The 25878-nt window shown below is 64.4% G+C and carries 29 protein-coding genes; 18 read left to right on the top strand and 11 right to left on the bottom strand.

The window, feature by feature from the left end:
- Positions 1-13: 13 nt before the first annotated feature.
- On the top strand, positions 14-1072 hold the full coding sequence (locus tag J2R78_RS37235) for a hypothetical protein (RefSeq protein ID WP_253608700.1): 1059 nt from the start codon (positions 14-16) through the stop codon (positions 1070-1072).
- Positions 1073-1151: 79 nt separating this feature from the next.
- On the top strand, positions 1152-1919 hold the full coding sequence (gene surE, locus J2R78_RS37230) for a 5'/3'-nucleotidase SurE (protein WP_028332131.1): 768 nt from the start codon (positions 1152-1154) through the stop codon (positions 1917-1919).
- 108 nt (positions 1920-2027) lie between these two features.
- Here the strand turns inward: surE and J2R78_RS37225 are convergent, their stop codons facing one another.
- Positions 2028-2405, bottom strand: coding sequence for a response regulator (locus J2R78_RS37225; RefSeq protein WP_026192734.1), 378 nt, complete (start codon positions 2403-2405; stop codon positions 2028-2030).
- 536 nt (positions 2406-2941) lie between these two features.
- Here J2R78_RS37225 and J2R78_RS37220 point away from each other — a divergent pair.
- Both J2R78_RS37220 and J2R78_RS37215 read left to right on the top strand, forming a co-directional pair.
- Positions 2942-3598: a protein-L-isoaspartate(D-aspartate) O-methyltransferase gene (locus tag J2R78_RS37220; RefSeq protein ID WP_253608699.1), complete on the top strand. Its 657-nt coding sequence runs from the start codon at positions 2942-2944 to the stop codon at positions 3596-3598.
- Between the two features lie 110 nt (positions 3599-3708).
- On the top strand, positions 3709-5100 hold the full coding sequence (locus J2R78_RS37215; protein WP_253608698.1) for a LysM peptidoglycan-binding domain-containing M23 family metallopeptidase: 1392 nt from the start codon (positions 3709-3711) through the stop codon (positions 5098-5100).
- Positions 5101-5341: 241 nt separating this feature from the next.
- Here the strand turns inward: J2R78_RS37215 and J2R78_RS37210 are convergent, their stop codons facing one another.
- Positions 5342-6325 carry an ATP-binding protein gene (locus J2R78_RS37210; RefSeq protein ID WP_253608697.1) on the bottom strand — a complete coding sequence of 328 codons (984 nt, stop codon included), beginning with the start codon at positions 6323-6325 and terminating at the stop codon, positions 5342-5344.
- A 190-nt stretch (positions 6326-6515) separates the two neighbouring features.
- On the opposite strand from J2R78_RS37210, the gene yajC reads away from it, so the two are divergent.
- The 5 genes from yajC to J2R78_RS37185 are packed head-to-tail and all read left to right on the top strand — an operon-like array spanning position 6516 to position 10808.
- A complete protein-coding gene (gene yajC, locus J2R78_RS37205) occupies positions 6516-6872 on the top strand; it encodes a preprotein translocase subunit YajC (protein WP_026192737.1) in 357 nt (118 codons plus the stop codon).
- 39 nt (positions 6873-6911) lie between these two features.
- Positions 6912-8513: a protein translocase subunit SecD gene (secD, locus tag J2R78_RS37200; RefSeq protein WP_016846892.1), complete on the top strand. Its 1602-nt coding sequence runs from the start codon at positions 6912-6914 to the stop codon at positions 8511-8513.
- A 10-nt stretch (positions 8514-8523) separates the two neighbouring features.
- Positions 8524-9558 (top strand): protein translocase subunit SecF, encoded by a 1035-nt coding sequence (gene secF, locus J2R78_RS37195; protein ID WP_168858627.1) that lies wholly within the window; start codon positions 8524-8526, stop codon positions 9556-9558.
- A gap of 6 nt (positions 9559-9564) precedes the next feature.
- Positions 9565-9948, top strand: coding sequence for an Mth938-like domain-containing protein (locus J2R78_RS37190; protein WP_018271534.1), 384 nt, complete (start codon positions 9565-9567; stop codon positions 9946-9948).
- On the top strand, positions 9945-10808 hold the full coding sequence (locus tag J2R78_RS37185) for a phytoene/squalene synthase family protein (protein ID WP_253608696.1): 864 nt from the start codon (positions 9945-9947) through the stop codon (positions 10806-10808). The genes J2R78_RS37190 and J2R78_RS37185 overlap by 4 nt, the downstream gene beginning before the upstream one ends.
- On the opposite strand, the gene J2R78_RS37180 is transcribed toward J2R78_RS37185, so the two are convergent.
- From J2R78_RS37180 to J2R78_RS37165, 4 genes are all read right to left on the bottom strand, one after another.
- A complete protein-coding gene (locus J2R78_RS37180) occupies positions 10805-11089 on the bottom strand; it encodes a DUF1488 family protein (protein WP_057018527.1) in 285 nt (94 codons plus the stop codon). The genes J2R78_RS37185 and J2R78_RS37180 overlap by 4 nt on opposite strands.
- A gap of 87 nt (positions 11090-11176) precedes the next feature.
- Positions 11177-12280: a serine/threonine protein kinase gene (locus J2R78_RS37175; RefSeq protein WP_253608695.1), complete on the bottom strand. Its 1104-nt coding sequence runs from the start codon at positions 12278-12280 to the stop codon at positions 11177-11179.
- 5 nt (positions 12281-12285) lie between these two features.
- Positions 12286-13719: a methylenetetrahydrofolate--tRNA-(uracil(54)-C(5))-methyltransferase (FADH(2)-oxidizing) TrmFO gene (gene trmFO / locus J2R78_RS37170; protein ID WP_253608694.1), complete on the bottom strand. Its 1434-nt coding sequence runs from the start codon at positions 13717-13719 to the stop codon at positions 12286-12288.
- Between the two features lie 110 nt (positions 13720-13829).
- The gene (locus tag J2R78_RS37165; protein WP_016846063.1) at positions 13830-13982 is read right to left on the bottom strand and encodes a DUF1127 domain-containing protein; all 153 of its coding nucleotides are present in this window, start codon (positions 13980-13982) and stop codon (positions 13830-13832) included.
- A 721-nt stretch (positions 13983-14703) separates the two neighbouring features.
- On the opposite strand from J2R78_RS37165, the gene J2R78_RS37160 reads away from it, so the two are divergent.
- A complete protein-coding gene (locus tag J2R78_RS37160; RefSeq protein ID WP_028332121.1) occupies positions 14704-14988 on the top strand; it encodes a hypothetical protein in 285 nt (94 codons plus the stop codon).
- Positions 14989-15133: 145 nt separating this feature from the next.
- Here J2R78_RS37160 and J2R78_RS37155 read toward each other — a convergent pair whose 3' ends face one another.
- The 3 genes from J2R78_RS37155 to J2R78_RS37145 all read right to left on the bottom strand — a co-directional run bounded on the left by J2R78_RS37155 (position 15134) and on the right by J2R78_RS37145 (position 17092).
- Positions 15134-15949, bottom strand: coding sequence for a lytic transglycosylase domain-containing protein (locus J2R78_RS37155; RefSeq protein ID WP_253608693.1), 816 nt, complete (start codon positions 15947-15949; stop codon positions 15134-15136).
- A 7-nt stretch (positions 15950-15956) separates the two neighbouring features.
- Positions 15957-16097, bottom strand: a complete 141-nt coding sequence (locus J2R78_RS37150; protein ID WP_156436338.1) for a hypothetical protein — start codon at positions 16095-16097, stop codon at positions 15957-15959.
- 83 nt (positions 16098-16180) lie between these two features.
- The gene (locus tag J2R78_RS37145) at positions 16181-17092 is read right to left on the bottom strand and encodes a DUF2189 domain-containing protein (protein WP_057018609.1); all 912 of its coding nucleotides are present in this window, start codon (positions 17090-17092) and stop codon (positions 16181-16183) included.
- 287 nt (positions 17093-17379) lie between these two features.
- Here J2R78_RS37145 and J2R78_RS37140 point away from each other — a divergent pair, with 287 nt between their 5' ends.
- Together J2R78_RS37140 and J2R78_RS37135 are read left to right on the top strand one after the other, a co-directional pair.
- On the top strand, positions 17380-17793 hold the full coding sequence (locus J2R78_RS37140) for a DUF3597 domain-containing protein (RefSeq protein WP_253608692.1): 414 nt from the start codon (positions 17380-17382) through the stop codon (positions 17791-17793).
- Positions 17794-17898: 105 nt separating this feature from the next.
- A complete protein-coding gene (locus J2R78_RS37135; RefSeq protein WP_069278405.1) occupies positions 17899-18690 on the top strand; it encodes a fumarylacetoacetate hydrolase family protein in 792 nt (263 codons plus the stop codon).
- 274 nt (positions 18691-18964) lie between these two features.
- Here the strand turns inward: J2R78_RS37135 and J2R78_RS37130 are convergent, their stop codons facing one another.
- Entirely contained in the window at positions 18965-19237 is a 273-nt protein-coding gene (locus J2R78_RS37130) for a GNAT family N-acetyltransferase (protein ID WP_050424520.1), read from the bottom strand.
- 100 nt (positions 19238-19337) lie between these two features.
- On the opposite strand from J2R78_RS37130, the gene J2R78_RS37125 reads away from it, so the two are divergent.
- The 4 genes from J2R78_RS37125 to J2R78_RS37110 all read left to right on the top strand — a co-directional run bounded on the left by J2R78_RS37125 (position 19338) and on the right by J2R78_RS37110 (position 23595).
- Positions 19338-20282 carry a tetratricopeptide repeat protein gene (locus tag J2R78_RS37125; protein ID WP_253608691.1) on the top strand — a complete coding sequence of 315 codons (945 nt, stop codon included), beginning with the start codon at positions 19338-19340 and terminating at the stop codon, positions 20280-20282.
- A gap of 180 nt (positions 20283-20462) precedes the next feature.
- Positions 20463-20864: an SPW repeat protein gene (locus J2R78_RS37120; protein WP_253608690.1), complete on the top strand. Its 402-nt coding sequence runs from the start codon at positions 20463-20465 to the stop codon at positions 20862-20864.
- Between the two features lie 210 nt (positions 20865-21074).
- Entirely contained in the window at positions 21075-22715 is a 1641-nt protein-coding gene (locus J2R78_RS37115) for an acyl-CoA synthetase (protein WP_076828728.1), read from the top strand.
- A gap of 4 nt (positions 22716-22719) precedes the next feature.
- Positions 22720-23595 carry a PCC domain-containing protein gene (locus J2R78_RS37110; protein WP_253608689.1) on the top strand — a complete coding sequence of 292 codons (876 nt, stop codon included), beginning with the start codon at positions 22720-22722 and terminating at the stop codon, positions 23593-23595.
- Positions 23596-23907: 312 nt separating this feature from the next.
- Here J2R78_RS37110 and J2R78_RS37105 read toward each other — a convergent pair whose 3' ends face one another.
- A complete protein-coding gene (locus tag J2R78_RS37105) occupies positions 23908-24231 on the bottom strand; it encodes a hypothetical protein (protein ID WP_253608688.1) in 324 nt (107 codons plus the stop codon).
- 83 nt (positions 24232-24314) lie between these two features.
- On the opposite strand from J2R78_RS37105, the gene J2R78_RS37100 reads away from it, so the two are divergent.
- Both J2R78_RS37100 and J2R78_RS37095 read left to right on the top strand, forming a co-directional pair.
- Entirely contained in the window at positions 24315-25082 is a 768-nt protein-coding gene (locus J2R78_RS37100; protein ID WP_253608687.1) for an AAA family ATPase, read from the top strand.
- Positions 25083-25240: 158 nt separating this feature from the next.
- Positions 25241-25780, top strand: coding sequence for an SRPBCC family protein (locus J2R78_RS37095; protein ID WP_057018515.1), 540 nt, complete (start codon positions 25241-25243; stop codon positions 25778-25780).
- The last annotated feature ends 98 nt before the right edge of the window (positions 25781-25878 follow it).

The following is a 25878-nucleotide window of genomic DNA, read 5'->3' as shown; positions in this document are numbered from 1 at the left end:
CGAGGCCAGTGTGATGCCGCTGCACCGTGACATCCACTGGCTAGGTCGACAATGGGCCGTCACGGGCCACGGTCTGCAGCTGATCAATCAGAAGCAGATGGGCTATTACGACATCGAGGCCGCGCGCCTGTGGGACGCGCGCGTGACCGAGGTGCAATCGAAGGCCTGGATCGACAGGCCCGACTTCGACAAGGCGCTGGAGATCGCGCGCGGCAAGTTCGCCCAATTGGCGCCGGCAGATCTGCCGTCACCACCTGCACCGATTGGGTCGCCGCCACCGCCGGTCCGGGCGACGCCGCCGGCCGCGCCGCGCGCGCCGCTTGACGCGACATCGGTGCCCTCGATCGAGGAGCTGCTGGCCAGGCTGAAATCGAAATCCGCTGCGACGGCGCTGGGCGAAGCGCTCGCTCCGGTGCCGCCCAAACCCGAACCGCTCAGGGTTGAGCCTCGGAAGGTCGAGCCGGCGAGGTCCGAGCTCCCCCAAGCGGCTTGGGTCGCCCCCGAACCGTCCAGGGCTGAGCCTCGCGCGTTTGAAATTCCGAAGGCCGAGTCGCTCACGACCGCGCCCGCCAAAGCTGATCCCATCAAGGCCGATTCCATCACGGCCGATCCCATCAAGAAGTCCGAGCTCCCCACGTCGGAGCTTCCGAAGCCTCCCGAGCCCGAGCCTCGCCAAACCGCACCAATTGCTCTTGAGCCGGCCAGGCCGGAAGCTCGGAGGGTTGAGCCGCCCAAGGTTGAAGCTCCCAAGGTTGAAGCTCTCAAATCTGAAGCTCCCAAGGTTGAAGCAAAGCCTGAACCTGCCAAGCCTGAACCTGCCAGGCCCGAGCCTCCAAGGTCGGAAGCTGTCGCGTCCCGAGGTCTCGGGGCCGAACTGCGTCAGACCCCACGGGTCAAAGTGCCAGAGGCGCCGCGGCCAACGCCCGTGATTGCGGTTGTTCGGCGGCCGGCCAGAGCAGCCTGGCCGGTGTTCGAGCGCAAGATCGCCGGCAGCGCGCGATTTGTCCGTCCATGGCGCGTGACGTCGGCACGATGGCGCGGGCCATCGCCAGGTTTGCCTCCGCGGCCCTAGCCGGTTAAGACGGCAGTCAACTCAAGAAGCCGCAGCGTAAGATACCCGCGCCGAATCGGAACAAAAGGCACTTTGACGGATGCGAATTCTCTGCACCAATGATGACGGCATCCATGCTCCAGGCCTGCAGGTCGTCGAGCAGATCGCACGCGCGTTGTCCGACGACGTCTGGATCGTTGCCCCCGAGCTCGATCAGTCCGGCGTCTCGCATTCGCTGTCGCTCAACGATCCGCTGCGTCTGCGCGAGGTCAGCCCGCGTCACTTCGCGGTGCGCGGCACGCCGACCGATTGCGTCATCATGGGCGCGCGCCACATTCTCGGAGACAAGCTGCCCGATCTCGTGCTGAGCGGCGTCAACAAGGGCCGCAACGTCGCCGAGGACGTGGTCTATTCCGGCACCATCGCCGGCGCGCTCGAAGGCACCATTCTGGGCTTTCCGTCATTCGCGCTGTCGCAGGAATTCTCGATTGAGACGCGCAACGCGCCGCTGTGGGACACCGCGTTGAAATTCGGGCCCGACATCATTCGCAAGGTGATCGGCGCCGGCGTCCCCAGAAACACCGTCATCAACGTCAACTTCCCGTCCTGCATGCCCGATGACGTGAAGGGCATCCGGATCACGCGGCAGGGCAAGCGCAATCAGGGGTTCCTGAAGATCGATCGCCGTCACGACGGACGCGGCAATCCATATTTCTGGATCGGCTTCGAGCGCGCGGCGATGATGGATGCGCCGGCCGAAGGCACCGATCTCGCCGCGCTTGCGGCGCGCTACGTCTCGGTCACACCGCTGCGGCTCGACCGCACCGATGAAGCATTTTCGGAAACGCTGATTGATACGCTGAAGTAATCCTCGGGGAATCTGTAGCCCGGATGGAGCGAAGCGAAATCCGGGACCCGTATTGTGAAGTCCCCGGATTACGCTTCGCTCCATCCGGGCTACGTGCGCAACTTGCGGCTAGACCGGCGCGCCCTTCATCGCGCTGGAGATCACTTGGGCCAGCGTTTCCAGCTGGAAGGGCTTTTGCAGCGCCGGACGGTCGCGATACTCCGGAGGCAGGCCGGACGAGCCATAGCCGGTCGCGAAGATGAAGGGGCGGTTGCGGGCGTTGATCAGTTCGGCGACCGGGGTGATCACCTTGCCATTGACGTTGACGTCGAGGATCGCGAGGTCGAATTCGGTCGATTGCGCAAGCTTGACCGCTTCGCCGATCTCGCCGGCCTCGGCCGCAACGCTATGGCCGAGTTCCTCCAGCATATCGGCGACCATCATCCGGATCATGACCTCGTCCTCTACGAGGAAAACTGAACAGCCCGCCGGCCGTATCGCTGTCATGATGGAATCCTTGCCCTTCCCTGAATCAGGCTCGCAAATAACATTACAGCGCGCAATGCAAACGTTCGGGAATTGGTCCTTTTCCGGCGCGCCACAGCGTTTTCCGCATCGCGCTGGCGGGCTTTGCTGCGCAAGATTTGCCCAACAGCCAACGAGGTGTGTTGACCCTACGAGCGCCCTGATCTGCGCCACCCAGACGTTAACTGCGCATCGCCGCCGATTATATGTGAGGGAGCCGGGCCGGCGCCAATGCCAAATCTGGCGATGGTTCCTGGCCGGGAACAAAACGCGACGGGAAATTTTTCCTTAACGCGGTATTTCGGATTTCAATGGCATCTAGTGTCCCGAATCCGAAGTTCGCATCATTTGCCGCACCTTCGGAGCGAACTTCGGATTCGATAAGGACACTAGCAAACTTATGATTCTAGTGTGCTTTATGAATGCGAAGTTCGTGAAAGTGGCTGCCGCGAAATCGCACGAACTTCGCATTCAGCACACTAGAGGGCAAGATTCCGCGCTGCCGCCCAGAGACGCTGATGAACATGGCCGTGAACCCCGATCCGACCGAGAAGATGATGTTTCAGCTGACCCTGCGGCGGCGTGGGGTGAGCGATCAGGCGGTGCTGCGTACGATGGAGGAGGTGCCGCGCGAGGTCTTCGTCGATCCGCGCGATCGCAACGAGGCCTATCGCGACAGCGCGCTTGCTATCGCCTGTGGGCAGACCATCAGCCAGCCTTTCGTCGTGGCCTACATGACCGAGCAGTTGAAACTGCAGCAGGACCATCGCGTGCTCGAAATCGGCACCGGCTCGGGCTATCAGGCGGCCGTGCTGTCCCGGTTGTGCAAGCAGGTGCTGACCATCGAGCGCTACCGGACGCTGGCCGACGGCGCCCGCAAGCGCCTCGAAAAGCTGGGTTATTACAATATCGAGGTGCTGCTCGGGGACGGTTTCGACGTTCCGGCCGGGGCAGGCGACTTCGACCGCATCATCGTCACCGCGGCGATGGAGCAGATCCCGGAGAAGCTCTTGGAGCGGCTCGAACCCGGCGGCATCCTGATCGCCCCGGTCGGGCCGCATCAGGGTATCCAGACCCTCGTCCGCGTGGTGCGGACCGAGAACCGCTTCGACCGCAAGGAATTGGTCGACGTCCGCTTTGTGCCGGCGTTGCCGGGAATCGCGCGCGAATTGTAAATTTGGCGATTTGCTGCTTGGCACCAACGCCTTATTCGCAGGGTTAAGCGGTTATTTACTCGGTACGTGTTTACTCAAAACAGTCTTTTGTTGCGTACGAGTGAGTAACCATGTCTGGGGTTGTTGAGTTGCTTCGCTCGCGTCGCGTACCGCAGGTTGCGGTGCTGACGCTGATGTCCATGGCTTTTGCCGGTTGCAGCGCCGATATGTCGTCGCGCTTCTCGCAAAACTCCTACTCGCAAAATCCGTTTGCGTTTGATCCGCAGCCGACCGGCACCGTGCAGCAGGCGCCGCCGCCGCGCGAGTTGCCGCAATACGCGCGGCCGCGAACGCAACCGCAGTATTCGCAATACCAGTCACAGCCGTTGCCGCCGCCGGTCGCAGCGGCGCCGCAGTCCTATCCGGTCGCCAATGGCAATGCCGGCGTCTCCGGAGGAGGGCGCGGGGTCTCGTCCTACACGCCGCCGCCCGCGCGTCCGCAGATCGAATCCACCGGCACCGTTCCGCATTCGGTCGCCGCAGGCCCTGCCGGGCACAACGGCACCACCATCATCGTCGGCACCAGCGATACGCTGGAAGTGCTGGCACGCCGCTACAACGTCTCGACCGCCGAGATCCTGCGCGCCAACGGCTACAAGGGACCGCGCGCGCTGTCGCCCGGCCAGCAGCTGGTCATTCCGCGCCCGACGGCGTCGGCCGCGGCGCCAGCAATGGCCGCACCGGCCACGCGCCCTGTCGCCGTGGCAGCCGCGCCCGCCGGCGTCCACTATGTCAATCGCGGCGACACGCTGCACAGCATCGCGCGCCAGCACCACATCCCGGTGGCCGAGCTCGCCCGCGCCAACAATCTTGACCAGTCGGCCCGGCTGAGCCTCGGCATGAAGCTCGTGGTGCCCGGCGCCAAGACGGCGATGGCCGCACCCGCGTCCGTTGCGCAACCCATTGCTGCCGCGCCGGTTGCTGCCGTGGCTCCAGCACCGGCGGTCGCAGCCCCGAAGGTCGTTGCAACCGCGCTGCCGCAGCAGAGCGCGCGGCTGGTCCAGCCGACCGCGACCGTCGAACAGCCGGCGGCTGCGGCTGAAGCGCCCGTCGTCACCAAGTCGAGCGAGGCCACCGGCGCGTTGCCGACCTTCCGCTGGCCGGTGCGCGGCAAGGTCATCACCGCCTACGGCTCGAAGACCAACGGCAAGGTCAATGACGGCATCAACGTCGCGGTGCCCGAGGGCACGCCGGTGAAAGCGGCCGAAGACGGCGTCGTCGCCTATTCGGGCAATGAGCTGAAGGGCTACGGCAATCTCGTGCTGGTCCGCCATTCCAACGGCTACGTCACCGCCTACGCCCATGCGAGCGAAATCCTGGTGAAGCGCGGCGATACCATCAAGCGCGGTCAGGTGATTGCCAAGTCGGGCCAGTCCGGCGAGGCGGGCTCGCCGCAGCTCCACTTCGAGATCCGCAAGGGATCGTCGCCGGTGGATCCGCTCCAGTTCCTCAACGGCGCGTAAGCTACGCGTCGGGACTTCAAGGGACTTCCAAGTCTCACAACAAAGACAGCGGGGGAGGCGCAAGCCTCCCCCGTTTTGTTTTGACGATTGCAGCGACGATTACTTGCCGCTCAGCCGCGTAGCCCGGATGGAGTGAAGCGAAATCCGGGAGCTCACCCGCGGCGTGCACCGATCCCGGATTGCGCTGCGCTCCATCCGGGCTACACAGGCGATGGCGGGAGGGCTATGCCTCCCATTCCTGTTAATTGCCACTAAGCCGCACGCCGAGCCGGCCTGCGAGTTCCTGCGTGTACTGCCAGGCGACGCGGCCCGAGCGCGAGCCGCGGGTGGTCGACCATTCGAGCGCCTCGCGCTCGAGTTCGTCCTCGGCGATCTTGATGCCGTAATGGTCACAATAGCCCCTCACCATCGCGAGGTATTCGTCCTGGCTGCAGCGGTGGAAGCCGAGCCAGAGGCCGAAGCGGTCCGACAGCGACACCTTTTCCTCGACCGCTTCGCCGGGATTGATCGCGGTCGAGCGTTCGTTCTCGATCATCTCGCGCGCCAGCAGATGCCGCCGGTTCGAGGTCGCATAGAGGATGACGTTGTCGGGGCGCCCCTCGATGCCGCCTTCCAGCACGGCCTTCAGCGACTTGTATGAGGCATCGTTGCCGTCGAACGAGAGGTCGTCGCAGAACACGATGAAGCGGAAGGAGGAGCTGCGCAGCAGCTCCATCAGGCCGGGCAGGCTCTCGATGTCCTCGCGGTGGATCTCGATCAGCTTCAGCCGGTCGGCCGGCTTGCGGTCGAGATTGATGCTGGCATGGGTGGCCTTGACCAGCGACGACTTGCCCATGCCGCGGGCGCCCCAGAGCAGCGCATTGTTGGCGGGCAGGCCGTCGGCGAAGCGCTCGGTGTTCTCCATCAGGATATCGCGCATCCGGTCGACGCCCTTGAGCAGGCCGATCTCGACGCGGCTGACGCGCGGCACCGGGGCGAGGCGCCCGTCCGGATGCCAGACAAAGGCGTCCGCGGCGCCGAAGGTCTCGGCCGGATCGAGGGCCGGGGAGGCGTCCGCGAGGCGGCTGGCGATGACCTCCAGGGCGTTCGCGATCCGCTCGGCCGCTGCGCCGTCGAGCGCCGTTACCGGGCGTTTTGTCGCGGCGTTTTCAGCGCGCTTGGCGGCAGCCTTGGGGGTGGCTTTGCGGGTTGTTTTACTGGTCGTTTTCTTGGCTTTTTTCGGCATTTGTCCAGTTCCTGACGGCGCAGCCTTATCGGGCTGGCGGCGGTCCCGCAAGCGCCCTAAATGAAGGTCCGTTAACGTTGCAATTGGGACCGCGGCCGCTATAGTCCGCGCGAATTTGTCCGGACCGCCATACCGCCCCGAATCCGAGGGCGCTGCCGGTTCTTTCCCGTCTTATCCGAGGATCGTCCGAATGCTGATTACTCCTGCGTTTGCCCAGGCTGGAGCGACTGGTGACACCAACAGCATGTTGATGTCGCTGCTGCCATTCGCGCTGATCTTCGTCATCATGTACTTCCTGATTCTGCGCCCGCAGCAGAAGAAGGTGCGCGACCATGCGGACCTCGTGAAGAACATCCGCCGCGGCGACACCGTGGTGACCTCGGGCGGCCTCGTCGGCAAGGTGACCAAGGTGGTCGACGACGACCAGATCGAGTTCGAGATTTCGGACGGCGTTCGCGTGCGCCAGATGCGCCAGATGATCTCGGGTGTGCGTACCAAGGGTGAGCCGGCGAAGGGCGACGCCAAGGACGAGGCGTCCGCGAGCTGATTGCCGCGGCGCCTTTTTGGAATCTGACGGGTCAACTCGATGTTGTATTTCACGCGGTGGCGAGCGCTGGGGATTATCCTGACAGCGCTGGTGGTCTGCCTGTGCGCCGTGCCCAATTTCTTCCCCGAAGCGCAGGTGAAGACCTGGCCGGCCTGGGCGCAGCGGCGCCTGGTTCTCGGCCTCGATTTGCAGGGCGGCTCCTATCTGCTGCTCGAAGTCGACTCCAACTACGTGAAGAAGGAGAAGCTCGACCAGATCCGCGACGATGTCCGGAAGGTGCTTCGTGAAGCCAAGATCGGCTACACCGGGCTCAACACGCGTAACGACGCGGTGGAAGTCCGCATCTCCAAGGAAGGCGACCAGGCGACGGCGCTGTCGAAGCTCCGCGAGCTGTCGCAACCGCTCGGCGGTCTGCTCGGCTCCAGCGGCCAGCGCAGCCTCGAGGTTGCCGATGCCGGCGGCGGCCTGATCCGTCTGACGGTCCCGCAGGCCGCGATCACCGAGCGCATCCGGCAGACCATCGAGCAATCGATCCAGATCGTCGAACGGCGCGTCAACGAGCTCGGCACGGTCGAGCCGGTGATCCAGCGTCAGGGCACCGACCGCATCCTGGTCCAGGTGCCGGGCCTGCAGGACCCGACCCGCCTGAAAGAGCTGCTCGGCAAGACCGCGAAGATGGAATTCCGCATGGTCGACAGCTCGGTGTCGCCGGACCAGGCCCAGCAGGGCCGCCTGCCGCCGGACTCCGAACTCTTGATGAGCGCGTCACCGCCGCCGGTTCCGTATGTCGTCAAGAAGCAGGTCCTGGTTTCCGGAGGCGAGCTCTCCGATGCGCAGCCAGGCTTTGACCAGCGCACCGGCGAGGCGATCGTCAGCTTCAAGTTCAATACGTCGGGAGCGCGCAAATTTGCCCAGGCGACGGCCGAAAACGTCGGCCAACCGTTTGCGATCGTGCTCGACAACAAGGTGATCTCGGCACCCGTGATCCGTGAACCGATCACCGGCGGACAGGGCCAGATCTCCGGCAGCTTCACCGTGCAGTCGGCCAACGATCTGGCGATCCTGATGCGTGCCGGCGCGCTGCCGGCGCCGCTGACCGTGATCGAAGAGCGTACCGTCGGTCCCGGCCTCGGGCAGGACTCGATCGAGAAGGGCGAGCTCGCGGCCTATGTCGGCTCGATCCTGGTCATCGTGTTCATGCTGATCACCTATCGGCTGTTCGGCGTGTTCGCCAACATCGCGGTGGCGATCAACGTCGCCATGATTTTCGGACTGCTGTCGCTGCTCAACGCCACGCTGACGTTGCCGGGCATCGCCGGCATCGTGCTGACCGTCGGCATCGCGGTCGACTCCAACGTGCTGATCTACGAGCGCATCCGCGAGGAATTGCGCGGCGGCCGCAACGCGATCTCGGCGATCGACGCCGGCTTCAAGCGGGCATTGGCGACCATCCTCGACTCCAACATCACCACCTTCATCGCCGCCGCCGTGCTGTTCTACATCGGCACCGGACCGGTCCGCGGCTTTGCCGTGACGCTCGGCATCGGCATCATCACCACGGTGTTCACCGCCTTTACCCTGACGCGCCTGATCGTCGCCGGCTGGGTGCGGTGGAAGCGGCCGCAAACCGTGCCGATCTGAGAGGCCTGTTGTGACTCATACCGTTCTCATTGGCCTTGGCATCCTGATCGCCGTGTTGACCGTGGTCGCGGCGCTCGGCCTGCTGCCGCCGCTGCGCATCGTGCCGGACGACACGCATTTCGATTTCACCCGCTTTCGCCGCATCAGCTTCCCGATCTCGGCGCTGCTCTCGATCCTTGCCATCACGCTGTTCTTCACCCACGGCCTGAATTTCGGCATCGACTTCAAGGGCGGCACGCTGCTGGAGGTGCAGGCCAAGTCCGGCACCGCCGACATCGCCGCGATGCGCACCACCTTGAACGGCCTTGGCCTCGGCGAGGTGCAGCTTCAGCAGTTCGGCGGTCCGGCGGAAGTCCTGATCCGCGTCGCCGAGCAGCCCGGCGGCGACAAGGCGCAGCAGGATGCGGTGACGAAAGTGCGCGGCGCGCTCGGCGAATCCGTCGATTACCGTCGCGTCGAGGTGGTAGGACCGCGCGTCTCCGGCGAACTGCTGGCCTACGGCATGATCGGCCTGATGTTCGCGATCATGGGCATCCTGATCTACCTTTGGTTCCGGTTCGAATGGCAGTTCGCGCTCGGCGCCATGATCGCCAACGTCCACGACATCGTGCTCACGATCGGCTTCATGTCGATCACCCAGGTCGATTTCGACCTCACCAGCATCGCGGCGCTGCTGACGATTCTCGGTTATTCGCTCAACGATACCGTCGTCATCTACGACCGTATCCGCGAGATGCTGCGGCGCTACAAGAAGATGCCGATGCCGCAGCTGCTGAACGAATCGATCAATTCGACGCTGTCGCGCTCGATCATCACCCACGTCACGGTGACGCTGGCTTTGCTCGCGCTGCTGCTGTTCGGCGGCCAGGCGATCCACAGCTTCACCGCGGTCATGATGTTCGGCGTGGTGCTGGTCGGCACCTACACCTCGATTTTCATCGCGGCGCCGATCCTGATCTATCTCGGTGTTCACACCACGCGGGGTGGAGAGGCGGCGCAGGACGCGCCGGCCAAGAAGCCGGACACGGCGGCAGCCAAGAAGTAGCCGGTCATGAGCAACTCCTCGGACGCTCCCCATCTTCCGAGGTCGGCGCCGATCGAGGCCTACGGCAAGGGCGGCTTCGCGTTTGCCGATATGTCGCACCGCGGCTCGCTCTTGTGCCTGCCTGACTCGATCTGGGCCTGGCCGGTCACCAGGCCGCAGGAGATCGACGAATACTCGCTGCAAAAGGTGTTCGCGGCCGCCAATGCGATCGACACGCTGATCGTCGGCACCGGCACCGACGTCTGGGTCCCGCCGAAGGGCCTGCGCGAGGCCCTGCGGGCCGTGCGGGTGGTGCTCGATCCGATGCAGACGGGACCTGCGATCCGCACCTACAACATCATGCTGGGCGAGCGGCGTCGCGTCGCGGCGGCGCTGATCGCGGTGCCATGAGCGCGACGGAGGCGCCGAAGGACGGCGCGGCCTTCTGCGCCGATCTGGTGCGGAGCCATGACTTCGTGCGCTACGCGTCGACCTTGTTCCTGCCGGGTCCGGAACGGCGCGCGATGCTTGCGATCTACGCCTTCAATATCGAGGTCTCGCGCGTGCACGAGCAGGTCAGCCAGCCGCTGCCCGGCGAGATGCGGCTGCAATGGTGGACCGACATGCTGGCCGGTGCGGGCCATGGCGGCGTCGAGGGCAATCCGGTCGCGGCAGAACTGCTGCACACGATCCGCAATCACCGTCTGCCGGTCTCGCCATTCTCGCGGCTGGTCGAGGAGCACCAGTTCGATCTCTACAACGACCCAATGCCGTCGCTGGCCGCGCTCGAGGGCTATCTCGACGCCACGACCTCAGTGTTGTTCTCGCAGGCGACGCGCGTGGTGGCGCGGCCGTCGGAGGCGATCGATCATCTGGCCCGTCATGCGGGTCTTGCCCAGGGCACGGCGCAGGTCATCGCTTCGCTCGGCCGCGACGCCTCACGGCATCAGCTGTTTCTGCCGCTACAGCTGCTGCAGCAGAACGGCGGCAGCAAGGAGGAGGTGTTCGCCGGCAAGGTGACGCCGAACATCCGTGCCGCGATCGATCAGCTTGCGGACGAGGCTCAGGGCCATCTCAAGACTGCATTCGGCCTGCTTGCGGATGTCCCGTCCGGCGTGAGGCCGATCTTCCTGCCGCTCGCCCATGTCAGGCGCGAGCTGAATCGGGCGAGGAGGGACGACTACGACCCGTTCCTGCCGAAGCCGGTTTCGCGCCTGCGCACGCTCTGGACGTTGTGGCGAGCCGCGCGCACGGAGGAGTTCGGTCGCTAGCTCTGCTCCTTCGAGATGTGCTTGGTGAAGATCCGGATCGTTCTGCCCTTGACCATCGGGCCGCTGTCATAGATGTCGGATGCGATCTGTTCGACCGCGTCGCGCAGCGCAACGAACTGGGCTTGCCGCGCCATGCTCGCCGTTCCACGCGTGCCGGCCAGCTCGTCCAACGCGGCGTCGCTGATCTGGCATTCGATTTCCTGGTCGCCGTTCATCATGGTGAATCCGAACGCCAGTCGTTCGGAATCGTATCCCCCGATCCGGCCACGGGTGAGTGGCATTAAACTTGTCCCTTGAGCGCGCTACCCCTCGCAAAGAGTGAAGCTTCGCGCCGCGTTTGTCGAGGGCCCCGCGCCGACAAGCGCGCGCTAACCTGCCGGCCGGTCCATCTCGGCGACTTCAAAATTGAAGCGGTCGCGCAGATTCTTGCGTTGCTCGAGGATGTCCTTGAGGAACTCGCGATCGGCGTCGCTGCGCATCATCGGTTCGATCAGGTCGATCTGGTTCATGGCGACGAGCTGCAGGATTTCGGTGCGCGGCTTGCCGGCGGCATCGCGCGGCAGCGCATGCACGATCTGGATGTGTTCGGGCGGCTTGACGTCCCTGGCGGCGGTAAGCTCGTTGCGTAGCGTCTTTTCCAGCGCGGACTGGTCCGCCTCGACGAAGGCGTAGAGTCCGACGCCGACGCGCCGGTCGGCAAAGGCGACGATCGCGGTGTCGCGCACCTGCGGATTCTTGCGGATCAGATCGATCAATACCGGGGCGTCGTTGACCAGCCTCCGGCCGCCGCCTTCGCGGTCGGTGAAATTGAAGATGCCGCGCGTGATCGCCTGATAGACCTTCTTGCCGGTCTTGAGCCAGATGCTGGCGACCGCGGACTTCTTTGCGAGCACCTTGCGCTCTTTCGGCGTCAACGCCTCCGGCGCGTAGCTGCGCTTGTGCTTCAACAGATGCCGCAGATCCTCATAGGCGGCGATGCGGAACAGTCGGCTGCGGGTCTTGAAGCAGGCGGCAAGCTGGAAGTCGGTGAGGTAGGCGCAGCCATCGCGGCCGACCAGCCAGTTCTGCTCCTTGGCGAGATCGTTGTGGCAGATGCCGGCGCGATGCAGCTTGCGCAACGCGGCCTTGGCGGAACGAAAATAGGCGACGTCGCCGTGCGGCTTCGCCAGATGCAGCGCCGCGCCGTCGATGAAGCCACGGACCAGCGCGCGACGGCCGGCCCACAACAGCTTCGGCCCGACGTCGAGGTCGCGCGCCAAGGTCAGCGCGCGGCGCTCGCGGGAGAACAGATGCAGCGCCAGGGCGAACGACCAGAACGGCACCTGATCGAGCCGGCGCAGCACGCCGTCGACCTCGCCGTCAGCGGCGCGGAAGCGGCCGCGCTCGACGGTCGAGAACACGTCGCGCTTGAGCAGCACGCCCTGGCTCCACCGCACCGACAGGGTGGCGTCATCGTCTTTCGGCAAGCTCATGACTGTCAGGCCGCTGCCGCAACGCGCAGATGCTCTGCGATCCAGTGGTCGAGATCGGCGAGCGCGCGCGCGCTGATCGCCTGCTTTTTGGCGACGGTCTTCTCGTTGCCGCGCAGCCGCGAGCCGTCCGGCTTCTTGGTCGGCGCACTGGCCAGCGGCGGGAACAGACCGAAATTGATGTTCATCGGCTGGAACGAGCGCGAACCGCCCTCGATCGCTTCGATGTGACCACCGGTGATGTGGCCGAGCAGCGCGCCGAGCGCGGTCGTCGCCGGCGGCGGCGTCAGCGCGGCACCGCGCATGTCGGCGGCAGCGCAAAGGCCGGCGATCAGGCCGACGCTGGCCGACTCGACGTAACCCTCGCAGCCTGTCATCTGCCCGGCGAAGCGCAGCCGCGGCTGCGCGCGCAGACGCAGCTGACCGTCGAGCAGCTTCGGCGAATTCAGGAAGGTGTTGCGATGCAGGCCGCCGAGGCGCGCGAACTCCGCGTTCTCGAGGCCGGGGATGGTGCGGAACACGCGCTGCTGCGCGCCGTGCTTCAGCTTGGTCTGGAAGCCAACGATGTTGTAGAGCGTGCCGAGCTTGTTGTCCTGCCGCAGCTGGACGATCGCATACGGCTTGACCGTCGGGTTGTACGGATTAGTCAATCCCACCGGCTTCATCGGCCCGTGGCGCAGCGTCTCGTGACCGCGCTCGGCCATCACCTCGACCGGCAGGCAGCCGTCGAAATAGGGCGTGTTGGTCTCCCAGTCCTTGAAGTCGACCTTCTCGCCGTCGAGCAGCGCCGCGACGAAGGCGTCATATTGCTCCTTCGTCATCGGGCAGTTGATGTAGTCGGCGCCGGTGCCGCCGGGGCCGACCTTGTCGTAGCGCGACTGAAACCAGGCCACCGACATGTCGATGGAATCCTTGTGCACGATCGGCGCGATCGCGTCGAAGAATGCCAGCGCGCTCTCGTCTGTGAGCTGCCTGATGGCGTCGGCAAGCGGTGCCGAGGTGAGGGGGCCGGTCGCGACGATGACGTTGCTCCAGTCGGTCGGCGGCAGCCCTGCGACTTCCTCTCGGCTGATCTCGATCAGCGGATGTTCGTTGAGCGCCTTGGTGACGGCGGTCGAAAAGCCGTCGCGGTCGACCGCCAGCGCGCCGCCGGCGGGCACCTGGTTGGCGTCGGCCGAGCGCATGATCAGGGAGCCCAGCCGCCGCATCTCGGCGTGCAGCAGCCCGACCGCGTTGTTGGCGGCATCGTCGGAGCGGAAGGAGTTCGAGCAGACCAGTTCGGCGCAGCCTTCGGTCCGATGCGCCTCGGTCATGCGGTGCGGGCGCATTTCGTGCAGCACGGCGCGTACGCCGGCATTGGCGACCTGCCAGGCGGCTTCCGAGCCGGCGAGCCCCGCGCCCACGATGTGCACGGGTTGGGAAGAGGATTGATGCGGTGTCATCGCGCAGCGTTAGCGCGTTTTGATCTCATATGCATCTGAAACCGCACCACAAACGACAACGCCCGCTGTGGAAGCGGGCGTTATCCGTTTAGCAGATGGCTTGCGGCCGATTAGCCGTTGTAGGTGCCGGCGGCAACGCGCGGAATGTCCGAGCGGTCGAGGCCGATATCGGCGAGTTCGCGATCGCTGAGCTGGGACAGTTCGCTGACATTGCGCTGATAATCCCGGAAAGCCTGGATCATGCGGATGAGCGAGAGCAACATGGTAGTCTCCTAGTAATTCAGATTCAGCTTTTCCAAAGCCTCATCGTTGAAGTGAATATAGATGATATAGTGCAGTGCGGTAGTTCCGATGTTGCGATGCAGCTAAGCTCAAAACGCATAGCGATGGTAAGTTCCGGTTAACCGTTTGGCGCATCGAGCCAGGTCCGGTGGACCAAAGTTCCGCATAGCTCGGCGACGGCGAAAAAATCTTCTTGAGATCAGTGAGTTAGAAGAATGGTGGTGGCTTGAACTACGCCGTTCATATGGTAATTACGGACCGTTCGGTCAAGGGATGACGCGCGTCTGACGCCAGATCACGGCGGCGTGTTCCATGCGCGATTCGCATGCGGAATATTGCTGTATGAATGATTTGATATTCATAGCATGATGGGGCGGCACCTAGGCGGACGCAGCGTCAATCAGTCGCATTGACCTCGGAGGTAATTCGGTCTTCCTGCCCGTTCAGATTTTCGCCTGCCGCGCGAACGCGCTGCTGATTATCGGAAGTGCAGCTCGATTGAAGTGAACGCATCGAGCAAAGCTATTGCGGCGCCGCTTCCTTACCGACATGTAATCAAAACACTATGCAACGCATGCGCGATGCGCGCGCAGCGCTCATCACGTTTGTATCGCGCGAAGTTCATTCTGAACGGTGCCGGGGACAGCGAATAATCGTTCCGCAGATTCCGCAATCACGCTGGGATCTGTCCAAGAACAACAGATGGATCATCCCATGATTAAGACATTGATCGCAGCAGCCACCGTGGCTGCCGTTGCCTACGCTGTCGCTCCCGCTCAGGCCGCGCATCGTCATCACGCGGGCCTCGGCTGCAGCGGTGCCAATCTCGGCAAGACCGAAGCTGCAGTCGAAGCTATGGCTGACAATGAGGTCAAATTCGCGGCGGAGAAGGAAGTCTCGCTCGCTCAGGACGCGATGCTGAACAACAAGTGGGGCGCTTGCGGCGCGCATCTCAGCAAGGCTGCCGAAGCCAGCATGGCGAAGTAGGTTTTGGTCATAGCGATAGGGGCCGATTGCCTGGGGCAGTCGGCCCTTTTTGATTCATCCGCAGCTGGACCAGCTTTGATCGAGTCAGAGCAGAAGGTTGGCCTCATCCTTGGCTCGCTGCGCCACGCACGCTGGTGTGAAAGCGCTACGGAGCCTTGGCGAGCTGGGTGGCGAAGTAGCCGATTGTCTTGGCGTACACTTCGCTCTTGTTCCACTGCTGGATCACCGCAAAATTCTCGCTGCCGGGCTCCCAGCCCTTGCCCTTCTTCCAGCCATAGCTCTTCAGGTAGTTCGCCGTCGACGCCAGCACGTCGGGCACGTTGTGCAGGAGGTCGCGCTTGCCGTTGCCGTCAAAGTCGACCGCGAACTTGATGTAGGACGACGGCATGAATTGAGTCTGGCCGATCTCGCCGGCCCAGGCGCCGCGCATCTCCTGCGGCGGCAGATCGCCGCGCTCGACGATGCGCAAGGCATCCATCAACTCGGCCTTGAACATGTCGGAGCGGCGGCAATCATAGGCGAGCGTCGCCAGCGAACGTATGGTCGGAAACTTTCCGGTGTTGACACCGAAATCGGTCTCCAGTCCCCAGATCGCGACCAGGATTTCGCCCGGTACGCCGTAGGCCTCCTCGATTCGCGACAGCACCGAGCCGTAGCGCTTCATCATGTCGGAGCCGCGATTGAGCCGCGGCGGCACCATGCGGCCCGAGAATTGCTCGAAGGTCTGGCTGAACACCTGCTGCGAATGGTCGCGGGCGAGGATCGCCTTGTCCTGCGTGACGCCAGTCAACCCGGCCTGGATCGCGTTCTGCGAAATGCCCTTCGTCGCAGCTTCCTTCTTGAAATCGTCGAGCCAGGATTCGAACGTGCCCGTGCCGCATTGAGCGGCCAGCGCCGATGCCGTCGAGGTCAGGAGCCACGCGCCGATGGCGAGCGTGCGAAAGCAAGAGCGAGAGGTCATAAGCGATTCACTCCGGGGTCTGCGATGTCATCGATTGGTCGCGCAAGGCGGCGGGTATGTTCGCGGCAACAGCGGCCAAAACAAGGCTCGTGACCGAGCCGCTTTTTCTCAGGCCGCGCTGCAAATGCCACGCCAGTTTCACACCCATTTGACGATCCTGAACGACAAACCGCCGGCCGAACATATCGGCCGGCGGTTGCTTTGACGTTTACGAATCCGGGTTAGCGGCGCTTAGCCGCGATCGCTGCGCCGCCACGGAAACAGATTGGCCGGGAAGTCCGCGGCGGGCTTGCGCTCGCGCGGTTCGGGGATCACCGGCCGCGCATTCGGATCCTTGACGATGACCTCGCGATAGAGATGCCAGGTGGCGTGACCGAGCAGCGGGATGACCACGGCAAGCCCGAGGAAGAACGGGATCGTGCCCAGCACCAGCAGCACCGCGACGATCAGGCCCCAGGCCGCCATCGGCACCGGGTTCTGTGCGACGGCGCGCATCGACGTCACCATGGCTTCGCCGGCGGTCGCCTGGCGGTCGAGCATCATGGGGAAGGCGATCACGCTGATGCAAAGCGCGACGAGCGCGAACAGGAAGCCGACGCCGCAGCCGACCACGACAAGCCACCAGCCTTGCTGGGTGGTCAGCACGCGCGCGGCAAAATCGGGAATGTTGGCCGCGGTCTCATAGCCGAACACCGCCGTGTAGATCGCCTGGGCGGTGGCGATCCAGGTCACGAACAGCGCGAACAGCAGCGTTCCGACCCCAAGCATCGCGCCGAATGACGGTGAGCGGAATACCTCCATGGCATCCCACGCAGATGCTTCCCCGCCGTCCTCGCGGCGGCGGCTCATCTCGTAGAGGCCGATGGCGGCAAACGGGCCGAGCAGGGCAAAGCCCGCGGCCAGCGGAAACAGCAGGGGCAGCACGGAATAGCCGTGCACCGTGCGCGCAAGCACGAGGCCGAGCACAGGATAGATCAGGCAGAGGACGATGGCGTGACTTGGCACCGCCTTGAAGTCTTCCCAGCCGAGACGCAGCGCATGATGCAAATCGGACAAGCCGATGGTGCGGATGACCGGCGCAGACGCGGCGCCTTGTCCGCTCTGCGTCATCGAACTGACATTGCCTTGGTATGACGTGGCCATGGTCGTTGTCTCCCTCTGGGCGGTCGCATCTGGCGCCCGGCATGCGGGCACAAACCTGCCGCTTCTCGAAGCGATCACGATCAAGCCAGACGCGAAAGACAGAGCAGGGAACTGGCCGTGTCGCGAACTGTAAAACGAGGGTACTCCCAAACTGTGCCAAAAGCACTCACGCTTAAGTGAATGTCGCATTGGCAAGCTATGGAGGGGGCGATAGACTTGAACTGCGACCTCGGTCAGGCGCCCAAGGCCGTCTGGCCTTCACATCTCAACTCTCTTGGGAGCGAACGATGAGCATTTTCGGAAAAATCATGGGCGCGATCTTCGGCAGTAGCGCCACCGCTGCGCCCGCCGGCGGAACGGCCTCAAGCGCAGCTCCCGCCGGTGGATCCGGCAGCGCATCGTCGTCTCCTGCCGCAGTGCCCGCCGGCGCGGCGCCGGCGCAGTCCGTTGACGTCGCCCCGATCCTCGACAAGGCGGTTGCCGCCAAGGGCGAGAAGCTCGAGTGGCGGACCTCGATTGTCGACCTGATGAAGGCGCTCGACATCGACTCCAGCCTGTCGGCCCGCAAGGAGCTCGCCAAGGAGCTCGGCTACAGTGGCGACACAAACGATTCCGCCAGCATGAACATCTGGCTGCACAAGCAGGTGATGACCAAGCTCGCGGCCAATGGCGGCAAGCTGCCCCCCGACATCAAGCACTGACGGGATCATCCTTCCGCGCATAGAAAGGGCCCGCACCAACGCGGGCCCTTTTTTATCGATCGGCGAACATCTATAGATCGGCCAACAACAACAAGGAGAACGCCCATGACTGATCTCGATCGCCGAACGATGCTTGCGACCGGCGCCCTCGCACTGGCCGGCGCCGCCGCGCAATCCGCGCCTGCCCATGCCGAGGCCGCGCCTAAGGCGATGTTTCCGGTCGCGGCCGTGACGATCCCGATCGTCGGCGCCAGCGAGGTGTTCCAGGTTCGCCGCATCTACTGCATCGGCCGCAACTACGCCGCGCACGCCATCGAGCGCGGTTCGGATCCGACGCGCGAGCCGCCGTTCTTCTTCCAGAAGCCGACGGATGCGATCCAGAATGTCGCGATCGGCACCGTCGCCGATCATCCCTATCCGTCGCTGACCAAGAATTATCACCATGAGGTCGAGCTGGTCGCCGCGCTGAAATCCGGCGGCACCAATATTCCGGCCGACAAGGCGCTCGATCACGTCTATGGCTATGCGCTCGGCCTCGACATGACGCGGCGCGATCTGCAGAACGGCATGGCCGCGGAGAAGAAGCCGTGGGAGATCGGCAAGAGCTTTGACCATGCCGCGGTGCTCGGGCCAATCCACCCGGCTGATAAGACCGGCCATTTCACGCAAGGGGCGATCTCGCTCGCGATCAACGGCACGGTGCGACAAAGCTCGGATCTGAAGAACATGATCTGGAGCGTCGCCGAGCAGATCGCAAAGCTGTCCGAGGCATTCGAGCTGAAGGCCGGCGACATCATCTATTCCGGTACGCCGGAGAACGTCGGCCCGGTAGTCAAGGGCGACGTGCTGCTCTGCAAGCTCGAGGGCCTGCCCGACATGTCGATCAAGATCGTCTGACGAACGCGGCGCAAAAGCGTTTTCGAGCGAAGTGGATACCGGTTCGCGTAAAGAAAACGCGTCATAAGGAGCAGCTAGAGCCCCGTTCCGCCTCCATCGGAACGGAACGGGCTCTAGTGTCCCGAATCCGAAGTTCGCATCATTTGCCGCACCTTCGGAGCGAACTTCGGATTCGATAAGGACACTAGCAAACTTATAATTCTAGTGTGCTTTATGAATGCGAAGTTCGTGAAAGTGGCTGCCGCGAAATCGCACGAACTTCGCATTCAGCACACTAGCCGGCAAGGTCCGCGTATTCCGGATGCTTGTTGAGGTAATCAACCACGAAGCCGCAGCCGGCGATCACCTTGCGGCCGTCGGCGCGGATCAGCTCCAGCGCACCCTTGACCAGCTCCGATGCGATGCCGCGGCCGCGCAGGGCGCGCGGTGTCTCGGTATGGGTGATGATGACGGCCGCGGGCGTCCGCCGGTAGTTCGCAAAAGCGAGACCGCCCTCGGTGTCGAGTTCGAAGCGGTTTTGGTCCCTGTTGTCGCGGACGGCGGCCATCGCAAAATCCCGGTTGAGTCGCAGGCCCTGATGTAAGCGTGTGAACCCGCCGATGCAAAGCCGCGACCAACCCGCAAATTGGCATTTGTGGATTGACGATATGCGCATTTTGGCCTGCCTGACCGCCGTGTTGCTCGGCGCCGCGTTGACGCTTCCAGACCCGCCGCAAGCCGCCGCCGGCGACGATCCGAGCTGGCAGACCTGCGTCGGCCTGACGACGGCGCCCGGCGACCGCGTGGCCGCCTGCACCACGGTGATCGACGGCAAGACCGAGACCGGCAAGCGGCTGGCCGGGGCCTATTGCAATCGCGGCCATGGGCTGACCGAGAAGCGCGAGCTCGATGCAGCGCTCGCCGACCTCAACGAGGCCATCAAGCTCGATCCCGCCTATGCCTGCGCCTATACCAATCGCGGCCGCGTCTACGCCTTCAAGCACGATCTCGATCATGCGATTGCCGACTACGACGAGGCGATCCGGATCGATCCGGCGTTCGCGCTGGCCTACAACAACCGCGGCGATGCCTGGCTCAATAAGGGCGATCTCGACCGCGCGCTGGCCGATCTCAGCCTCGCCATCAAATACAATCCGCAGCTCGCCACCGCCTATGGCAATCGTGGCTTCGTCTACTACCGCAAGCGCGACGCGGCGCATGCGATCGCCGACTTCACCACCGAGATCAAGCTCGAGCCCAACGTGCTCGCCTACATCAATCGCGGCAATGTCTATCGCGATACCGAGCAGCTCGATCGCGCCGCCGCTGACTATGGCGAGGCTGCGAGGATCGCGCCGACCGATGCGCGCGGCTGGCGCAACCGCGGCATGATCCGTCTCTTTCAGGGTGACAACAAGGGCGGGCTCGCCGATTACGACAAGGTGCTGCAATACGATCCGAACGACGTCTATTCCTGGAATAATCGCGGCCAGGCCAAGCTGCGGCTCGGCGACAAGAAGGGCGCGGCGGCCGATTTCCGCAAGGCGCTCGAGCTGCAGCCCGATTTGCAGAGCGCCAAGGGGGCACTGGCGCGGCTCGGTGGGGCGCGGTGACATCTTGCCGGCAACGATCGCTCCCGTCGCGTCTCACGCACGGGGGATAGGCCTTGCGGATGGATGCAGTTCGATTACGTTTGATGACAGACATACGCCCCTGATGCGGCTGGATGGTCGTCTGGTACGGAGTGGCGGAGCCGGCCGCCGACGTATGCCTCTTGTCGGAGGAGGTTCGTCATGTCGGACAATCGTTTCTTCAACACACACCGTCCCTGGGAGGACTGGCTCGGCATGCTGCTCGGCGTGCTGATCATGGTCTCGCCCTGGTTTCCGATGCAGGTGAGCGGCGCCGTCGATATCGAGCGCAGCCACCTCGTCCTCAACAGCTTCATGGTCGGCATGCTGGTGCTCGGCATCGCCCAGCTCGAATATGTCGCGCTGCACCGCTGGGAGGAGGTGGCCAGCATTCTGCTCGGTCTCTGGCTGATGGCATCGCCCATGGTCTTTGGTTACGCCGAGGACCACGCGCTGCAGTTCTGGCACATCCTGCTCGGCGCGCTGGTCGCCTTTATAGGCGCGTTGCAGCTGTGGCAGGACTGGAACCTGAGCGAGCAGGAACTTGCCAAGCACCCGCAGTAGTGGGCTGGGCAGAAAACAACGGGTTGACCGCCGCCGGCGCGCGGTATCATCGGGCCGCGCCCGGCGGGCCTTGCCGAAGGCGGCGGCTTGGCGATAAACCGGGCGGTACCAATCCCTTGCGGCGCTTGAAGACGCCCGGTTCTGACCGAGGAAACACCCGATGATCGTCCTGACCTTGCCCTGTCTGTTGTGCGTATCGGCGGGGCGGCAATGAGCGGGACGGCTGCTGCCGCGCCGCGCGGCGGGATCGCGCGGGTGTCGCGCCGGGTGATGAACCTCGCCTACATCCTGACACAGAACGCCCGCCGCCACGGCGATCGCCCCGGCTTCGTCTGGAACGAGAAGGCCTGGTCCTGGCGTCACATCGACCAGAACGTCTCGGCGCTGGCGGCGGCATTGGCGGCGCGCGGCATCGTCAAGGGCGACCGCATCCTGGTGCATTCCAAGAACTGCGACGAGATGTTCTGGTCGATGTTCGCGGCCTTCCGGCTCGGCGCGGTCTGGGTGCCGACCAATTTCCGCCTGATGCCGGACGAGGTCGCCTATCTCGCGGCGGCCTCCGGCGCCAAGGCGTTTCTGTGCCACGCCGACTTCCCCGAACATGCCAAGGCGGCCGCCAATCCCGCGCTCGAATTCGTCTGGCAGATCGGGGAGGAGGGCACGTTCGGCGAGGCGACGCTCGGCGACGTCATCGCCAAGCACGCCGGCGCTGTGGTCGAGAACGTTGCCGTCGACTATGACGATCCCTGCTGGTTCTTCTTCACCTCCGGCACCACCGGCCGCTCCAAAGCCGCGGTCTTGACCCATGGCCAGATGGCCTTCGTCATCACCAACCATCTCGCCGACTTGATGCCCGGCACCACGGAAGAGGACGCCTCGCTGGTGGTGGCGCCGCTGTCGCATGGCGCCGGCGTGCATCAATTGGTGCAGACCGCGCGCGGCGTGCCGACCATCCTGCTGCCGTCGGAGAAGTTCGACATCGCCGAAGCCTTCCGGCTGATCGCCAAGCATCGCGTCAGCAACATGTTCACGGTGCCGACCATCCTGAAGATGATGGTCGAGCATCCCGCCGCCGACCAGCACGACCATTCCTCGCTGCGCTACATCATCTACGCCGGCGCGCCGATGTATCGCGAGGACCAGAAGGCGGCGCTGAACAAGCTCGGTGGCGTGCTGGTGCAGTATTTCGGTCTCGGTGAGGTCACCGGCAACATCACCGTGCTGCCGCCCGGCCTGCACGATCCCGAGGACGGGCCGCATGCGCGGATCGGCACCTGCGGCTTCGAGCGCACCGGGATGCAGGTCTCGATCCAGGGCGACGATGGAAGCGAGCTGAAAGCGCACGAGACCGGCGAGATCTGCGTGATCGGTCCCGGCGTGTTCGCGGGCTACTACGACAACCCCGAGGCCAATGCGAAGGCGTTTCGCGACGGCTGGTTCCGCACCGGCGACCTCGGCCACATGGACGAGGAGGGCTTCGTCTACATCACCGGCCGTGCCTCCGACATGTACATCTCGGGCGGCTCCAACATCTATCCGCGCGAGATCGAGGAGAAGCTCTTGACCCATCCCGCGGTCGGCGAGGTCGCGGTGCTCGGCGTACCCGATCCCTTCTGGGGCGAGGTCGGCGTCGCCGTCTGCGTCGCGCGCGAGGGCGCCGAGGCGGTCGCGGAGGCGGAGCTTGCCGCCTATCTCGCGCCAAAAGTGCCGCGCTACAAGATGCCGAAACGCTTCTTCTTCTGGGAGGCGCTGCCGAAGTCCGGCTACGGCAAGGTGCCGAAGCGGCTGATCCGCGACGAACTCGAGGCGCGCGGATTGCTCGAGGTGATCGCCAAATCGACGGGAGCGTGAGGCGATGCGCAGCATCGCCCAGCCTGGCGCTCCGCATCCAGAGCGCATCCAATGGGTCAGCGCGCGCGGCCGCGCCTTTTCATTCGTGCTCGAGGCCGGCATTCCCCTGCTCGAAGCCGTGCGCCGCGGCTTTGCGGCGGAGGGCTTTTGCAGCGGCGTCCTCAGCGCGAAAAGCGGCGCGCTCGGGCCGTTCGCCTATGTGATGCCGGCGCTGTCGAAGGATGGCGTCAACGCTGCGTTCTACAGCGACACGTTCCGTCTCGACGGCGTGACGCGGCTCAAGCTCGCGGCGCTGACCTTCGGCGAACGCGACGGCGCGCCGTTCTTTCATTGCCACGGCCTGTGGACCGAAGCCGACGGCCGTTTCAACGGCGGCCACATGCTGCCGGACGAAACCATTGTCGCCGAGCCGTTCGAGGTGAGCGCGTTCGGGATCGACGGCGCGACGTTCCTGGCCGAAGCGGACAGTGAGACCAATTTCAAGCTGTTCGGTCCCGTCGCCAGCGCGCCGCGTGGGGCCAGGACCACGAGCCATGCCTTCGCGCTGCGGCTGCGGCCGAACCAGGATTTTGCCTGCGCGCTGGAAGGCTTCTGCCGCCAGCACGGCATCCTGCGCGCGCGGCTGCATGGCGGCGTCGGCTCGACCATCGGCGCCGTCTTCACTGACGGCCACAGCGTGGTGCCGTTCGCGACCGAGCTCGCGGTGACCGCGGGCGAGATCGCACCGGACGCGGATGGCCGGCTGCATGCAGAGCTCGACATCGCACTGGTCGACTATCTCGGCGGCATCGCCGAGGGACGCCTGGTGCGCGGCGACAATCCGGTGCTGATGACGATGGAGCTGGCGCTGGAGGTGTTGGAGGAGGCGGAGCAGCCGTAGGGGCGGGCGCGTTCTCCCGGCGGTCGTCCTGGCGTTCGCCGGAGCCGATATCGCGCCGCGGCCTCCGCTGTCGTCCCTGCGAGAGCAGGGACCCATAACCACAGACGTTCGTTGTCGAAGCGAGCTGTGGCTCCAGCGTCGTGCACTATTGACCTTCGGTGGTTATAGGTCCCGGGTCGCGCTTCGCTTGCCCGGGACGACGCCTAATCTGTTGCGCGATCTGCGAGTCACACATCCGCATTCTCGCGACATGAATTGTCCGAGGTTTGCCGCCTTTGCCGCCTTCTCTTGACCAGAGGGCGCAGGGGCCACTCACCGCCGCTTGCGGACATCGATGTTGATGTCGAGGTCGATGGCGCTGACGCAGGTCTGCTCGGTGCGGTGCGATCCGCCCTCGTGCCAAGGACCGTTGCGCAGGCTGATGTCGGTGACGTGAGCGAGCCGCAGGCAGCGCCATTGCGGCAGTTGGCCCGAGCTCGAGCCGCCGAACTGCCAGGCCAGCACGACCTCCTCACCGCTCTTGTTGTGGCCGATGATGTGCGGGCAGAGTTCGCGCGGCCGGCCGTCATAGATGCAGACCGCTTGCTGTTCGTTGAGGATCGCCTTGCGGAAGAGGGCGTAAGCTTTGCTAGCCATGGGACATCCGGCCATCTAGGATTGCTGCGGGCTCCTATCATATAAACTGGGCCACCCGCCGTTGTTTCCCCGGATCCGCGCCGATGGCCAGAGGACGACACCGCCCGATCAACATGCCCGCGCCATATCTGAGGCGCGTCTGGCTCGATCCCGAGCGCATTCCCAATCGCAACGCATATCCGTTCGCGCTGCCGCTGCTGCGCGACGAATTCGAGCTCAGCTTCGACATGGCGATCACCATCATCGTCGGCGAGAACGGCACCGGCAAGTCGACACTGCTCGAGGGGATCGCCGTGATGGCCGGCTATGATGACGCCGGCGGCGGCAAGGGCTATCGCGCGGTCGACCACGGCAATGCCGTTGAGAAGATGGGCGGCTCGCTTGCGTCGGCGCTGCGTGCCAGCTGGCTACCTAAGATCACGAATGGCTGGTTCTTCCGCGCCGAGAGCTTTTTCTCGGTGGCGCGCTACGTCGACGAGGCCGCGCTGGATGTCGGAGACGTGCCGCCGAACTTCCTGTCCTATTCCCACGGCGAGGGCTTCCTGCGCTTCTTCAACGAGCGTTGCCAGCGGCAGGGCATCTTCATCTTCGACGAGCCGGAATCCGCGCTGTCGCCGTCGCGGCAGATCGAATTCCTCAAATTGTTGCACCGGATGAACGGCACCGGCCACTGCCAGGTGATCATGGCGACGCATTCGCCGATGCTGATGGCGTATCCGAACGCGACGCTGTTGCGGGTTACCAAATGTGGGCTGGAGCCGGTGGGCCTGAAGGACACCGATCACTACCGGCTGATGCGCGAGTTCTGCGACGATCCGAAAGGGTTCGTCGAGGCGGCGATCGAGGAGTGAAACCGCTGCCCGGCAGGCTTGCCTCCCGGGGAAGCCGCCGGCCGCGACTTCGCTCTGGTGCAAGAAGCAGGTTGCCGGTCTAGTCTAGAACCTCCAATCATAAACTGCGGCATGCGCCAGGCGGCGCAGGGCCGACAGACATCGGGAGAGGACCAAGGATGAGGCGGACGATCGCACGGACTTTCGTGGTGGTGGCGGCATTGGCCGTGTTGGGGGCCGCCTGGGCCCATGGGCCGACCCGCCAGAAGGTGCGGGAATCCATCGAGATCGATGCGCCGCAGGCCAAGGTGTGGGCGGTGATCGGCAATTTCCAGGACATGAGCTGGCTTGCCGGTGTCGCCAAGACCGAGGGCGAGAAGGGCAACGAGATCGGCGCCACACGGCGGCTGACACTGGCGCCCGGCATTACCATCGACGAGGAGCTCTACAAATACGAACCAGAGATGATGAGCTATTCGTACCGGATCACGGCGGTCGACGTGAAGGTGCTGCCGGTCACCAATTATTCCTCGACGCTGACGGTGTCGCCGGCGCCGGACGGCAAGTCGAAGCTGGAATGGGCCGGCGCGTTCTACCGCGGTTTTCCGAACAATGATCCGCCGCCGGAACTGAGCGACGAGGCCGCGGTGAAGGCGGTGAGCGGGCTCTACAAGGCCGGGCTCGAAGCGCTGAAGAAGAAGATCGAGAGCGGGACCTGAGCATGATCCGGAAAAGTGCGAAGCGGTTTCCGACAAGATCATGCTCAAAACGAGGGGCTAAAGCGCGATGATGGTTTGTCCCAATCTCATCGGGCTTT

Origin of the sequence: Bradyrhizobium sp. USDA 4538, assembly GCF_024171045.1 — a bacterium.
Taxonomy (GTDB): Bacteria; Pseudomonadota; Alphaproteobacteria; order Rhizobiales; family Xanthobacteraceae; genus Bradyrhizobium; species Bradyrhizobium australafricanum.
This window is presented reverse-complemented; position numbering and strand designations above follow the sequence as displayed.

Excerpts from the sequence above, each read along its gene's own strand:
- J2R78_RS37235 (WP_253608700.1), top strand. The coding sequence starts at position 14 with ATGCCGCTGCACCGTGACATCCACTGGCTAGGTCGACAATGGGCCGTC.
- surE (WP_028332131.1), top strand. The coding sequence starts at position 1,152 with ATGCGAATTCTCTGCACCAATGATGACGGCATCCATGCTCCAGGCCTG.
- J2R78_RS37225 (WP_026192734.1), bottom strand. The coding sequence starts at position 2,405 with ATGACAGCGATACGGCCGGCGGGCTGTTCAGTTTTCCTCGTAGAGGAC.
- J2R78_RS37220 (WP_253608699.1), top strand. The coding sequence starts at position 2,942 with ATGAACATGGCCGTGAACCCCGATCCGACCGAGAAGATGATGTTTCAG.
- J2R78_RS37215 (WP_253608698.1), top strand. The coding sequence starts at position 3,709 with ATGTCTGGGGTTGTTGAGTTGCTTCGCTCGCGTCGCGTACCGCAGGTT.
- J2R78_RS37210 (WP_253608697.1), bottom strand. The coding sequence starts at position 6,325 with ATGCCGAAAAAAGCCAAGAAAACGACCAGTAAAACAACCCGCAAAGCC.
- yajC (WP_026192737.1), top strand. The coding sequence starts at position 6,516 with ATGCTGATTACTCCTGCGTTTGCCCAGGCTGGAGCGACTGGTGACACC.
- secD (WP_016846892.1), top strand. The coding sequence starts at position 6,912 with ATGTTGTATTTCACGCGGTGGCGAGCGCTGGGGATTATCCTGACAGCG.
- J2R78_RS37190 (WP_018271534.1), top strand. The coding sequence starts at position 9,565 with ATGAGCAACTCCTCGGACGCTCCCCATCTTCCGAGGTCGGCGCCGATC.
- J2R78_RS37185 (WP_253608696.1), top strand. The coding sequence starts at position 9,945 with ATGAGCGCGACGGAGGCGCCGAAGGACGGCGCGGCCTTCTGCGCCGAT.
- J2R78_RS37180 (WP_057018527.1), bottom strand. The coding sequence starts at position 11,089 with ATGCCACTCACCCGTGGCCGGATCGGGGGATACGATTCCGAACGACTG.
- J2R78_RS37175 (WP_253608695.1), bottom strand. The coding sequence starts at position 12,280 with ATGAGCTTGCCGAAAGACGATGACGCCACCCTGTCGGTGCGGTGGAGC.
- trmFO (WP_253608694.1), bottom strand. The coding sequence starts at position 13,719 with ATGACACCGCATCAATCCTCTTCCCAACCCGTGCACATCGTGGGCGCG.
- J2R78_RS37165 (WP_016846063.1), bottom strand. The coding sequence starts at position 13,982 with ATGTTGCTCTCGCTCATCCGCATGATCCAGGCTTTCCGGGATTATCAG.
- J2R78_RS37160 (WP_028332121.1), top strand. The coding sequence starts at position 14,704 with ATGGATCATCCCATGATTAAGACATTGATCGCAGCAGCCACCGTGGCT.
- J2R78_RS37155 (WP_253608693.1), bottom strand. The coding sequence starts at position 15,949 with ATGACCTCTCGCTCTTGCTTTCGCACGCTCGCCATCGGCGCGTGGCTC.
- J2R78_RS37150 (WP_156436338.1), bottom strand. The coding sequence starts at position 16,097 with ATGGGTGTGAAACTGGCGTGGCATTTGCAGCGCGGCCTGAGAAAAAGC.
- J2R78_RS37145 (WP_057018609.1), bottom strand. The coding sequence starts at position 17,092 with ATGGCCACGTCATACCAAGGCAATGTCAGTTCGATGACGCAGAGCGGA.
- J2R78_RS37140 (WP_253608692.1), top strand. The coding sequence starts at position 17,380 with ATGAGCATTTTCGGAAAAATCATGGGCGCGATCTTCGGCAGTAGCGCC.
- J2R78_RS37135 (WP_069278405.1), top strand. The coding sequence starts at position 17,899 with ATGACTGATCTCGATCGCCGAACGATGCTTGCGACCGGCGCCCTCGCA.
- J2R78_RS37130 (WP_050424520.1), bottom strand. The coding sequence starts at position 19,237 with ATGGCCGCCGTCCGCGACAACAGGGACCAAAACCGCTTCGAACTCGAC.
- J2R78_RS37125 (WP_253608691.1), top strand. The coding sequence starts at position 19,338 with ATGCGCATTTTGGCCTGCCTGACCGCCGTGTTGCTCGGCGCCGCGTTG.
- J2R78_RS37120 (WP_253608690.1), top strand. The coding sequence starts at position 20,463 with ATGTCGGACAATCGTTTCTTCAACACACACCGTCCCTGGGAGGACTGG.
- J2R78_RS37115 (WP_076828728.1), top strand. The coding sequence starts at position 21,075 with ATGAGCGGGACGGCTGCTGCCGCGCCGCGCGGCGGGATCGCGCGGGTG.
- J2R78_RS37110 (WP_253608689.1), top strand. The coding sequence starts at position 22,720 with ATGCGCAGCATCGCCCAGCCTGGCGCTCCGCATCCAGAGCGCATCCAA.
- J2R78_RS37105 (WP_253608688.1), bottom strand. The coding sequence starts at position 24,231 with ATGGCTAGCAAAGCTTACGCCCTCTTCCGCAAGGCGATCCTCAACGAA.
- J2R78_RS37100 (WP_253608687.1), top strand. The coding sequence starts at position 24,315 with ATGGCCAGAGGACGACACCGCCCGATCAACATGCCCGCGCCATATCTG.
- J2R78_RS37095 (WP_057018515.1), top strand. The coding sequence starts at position 25,241 with ATGAGGCGGACGATCGCACGGACTTTCGTGGTGGTGGCGGCATTGGCC.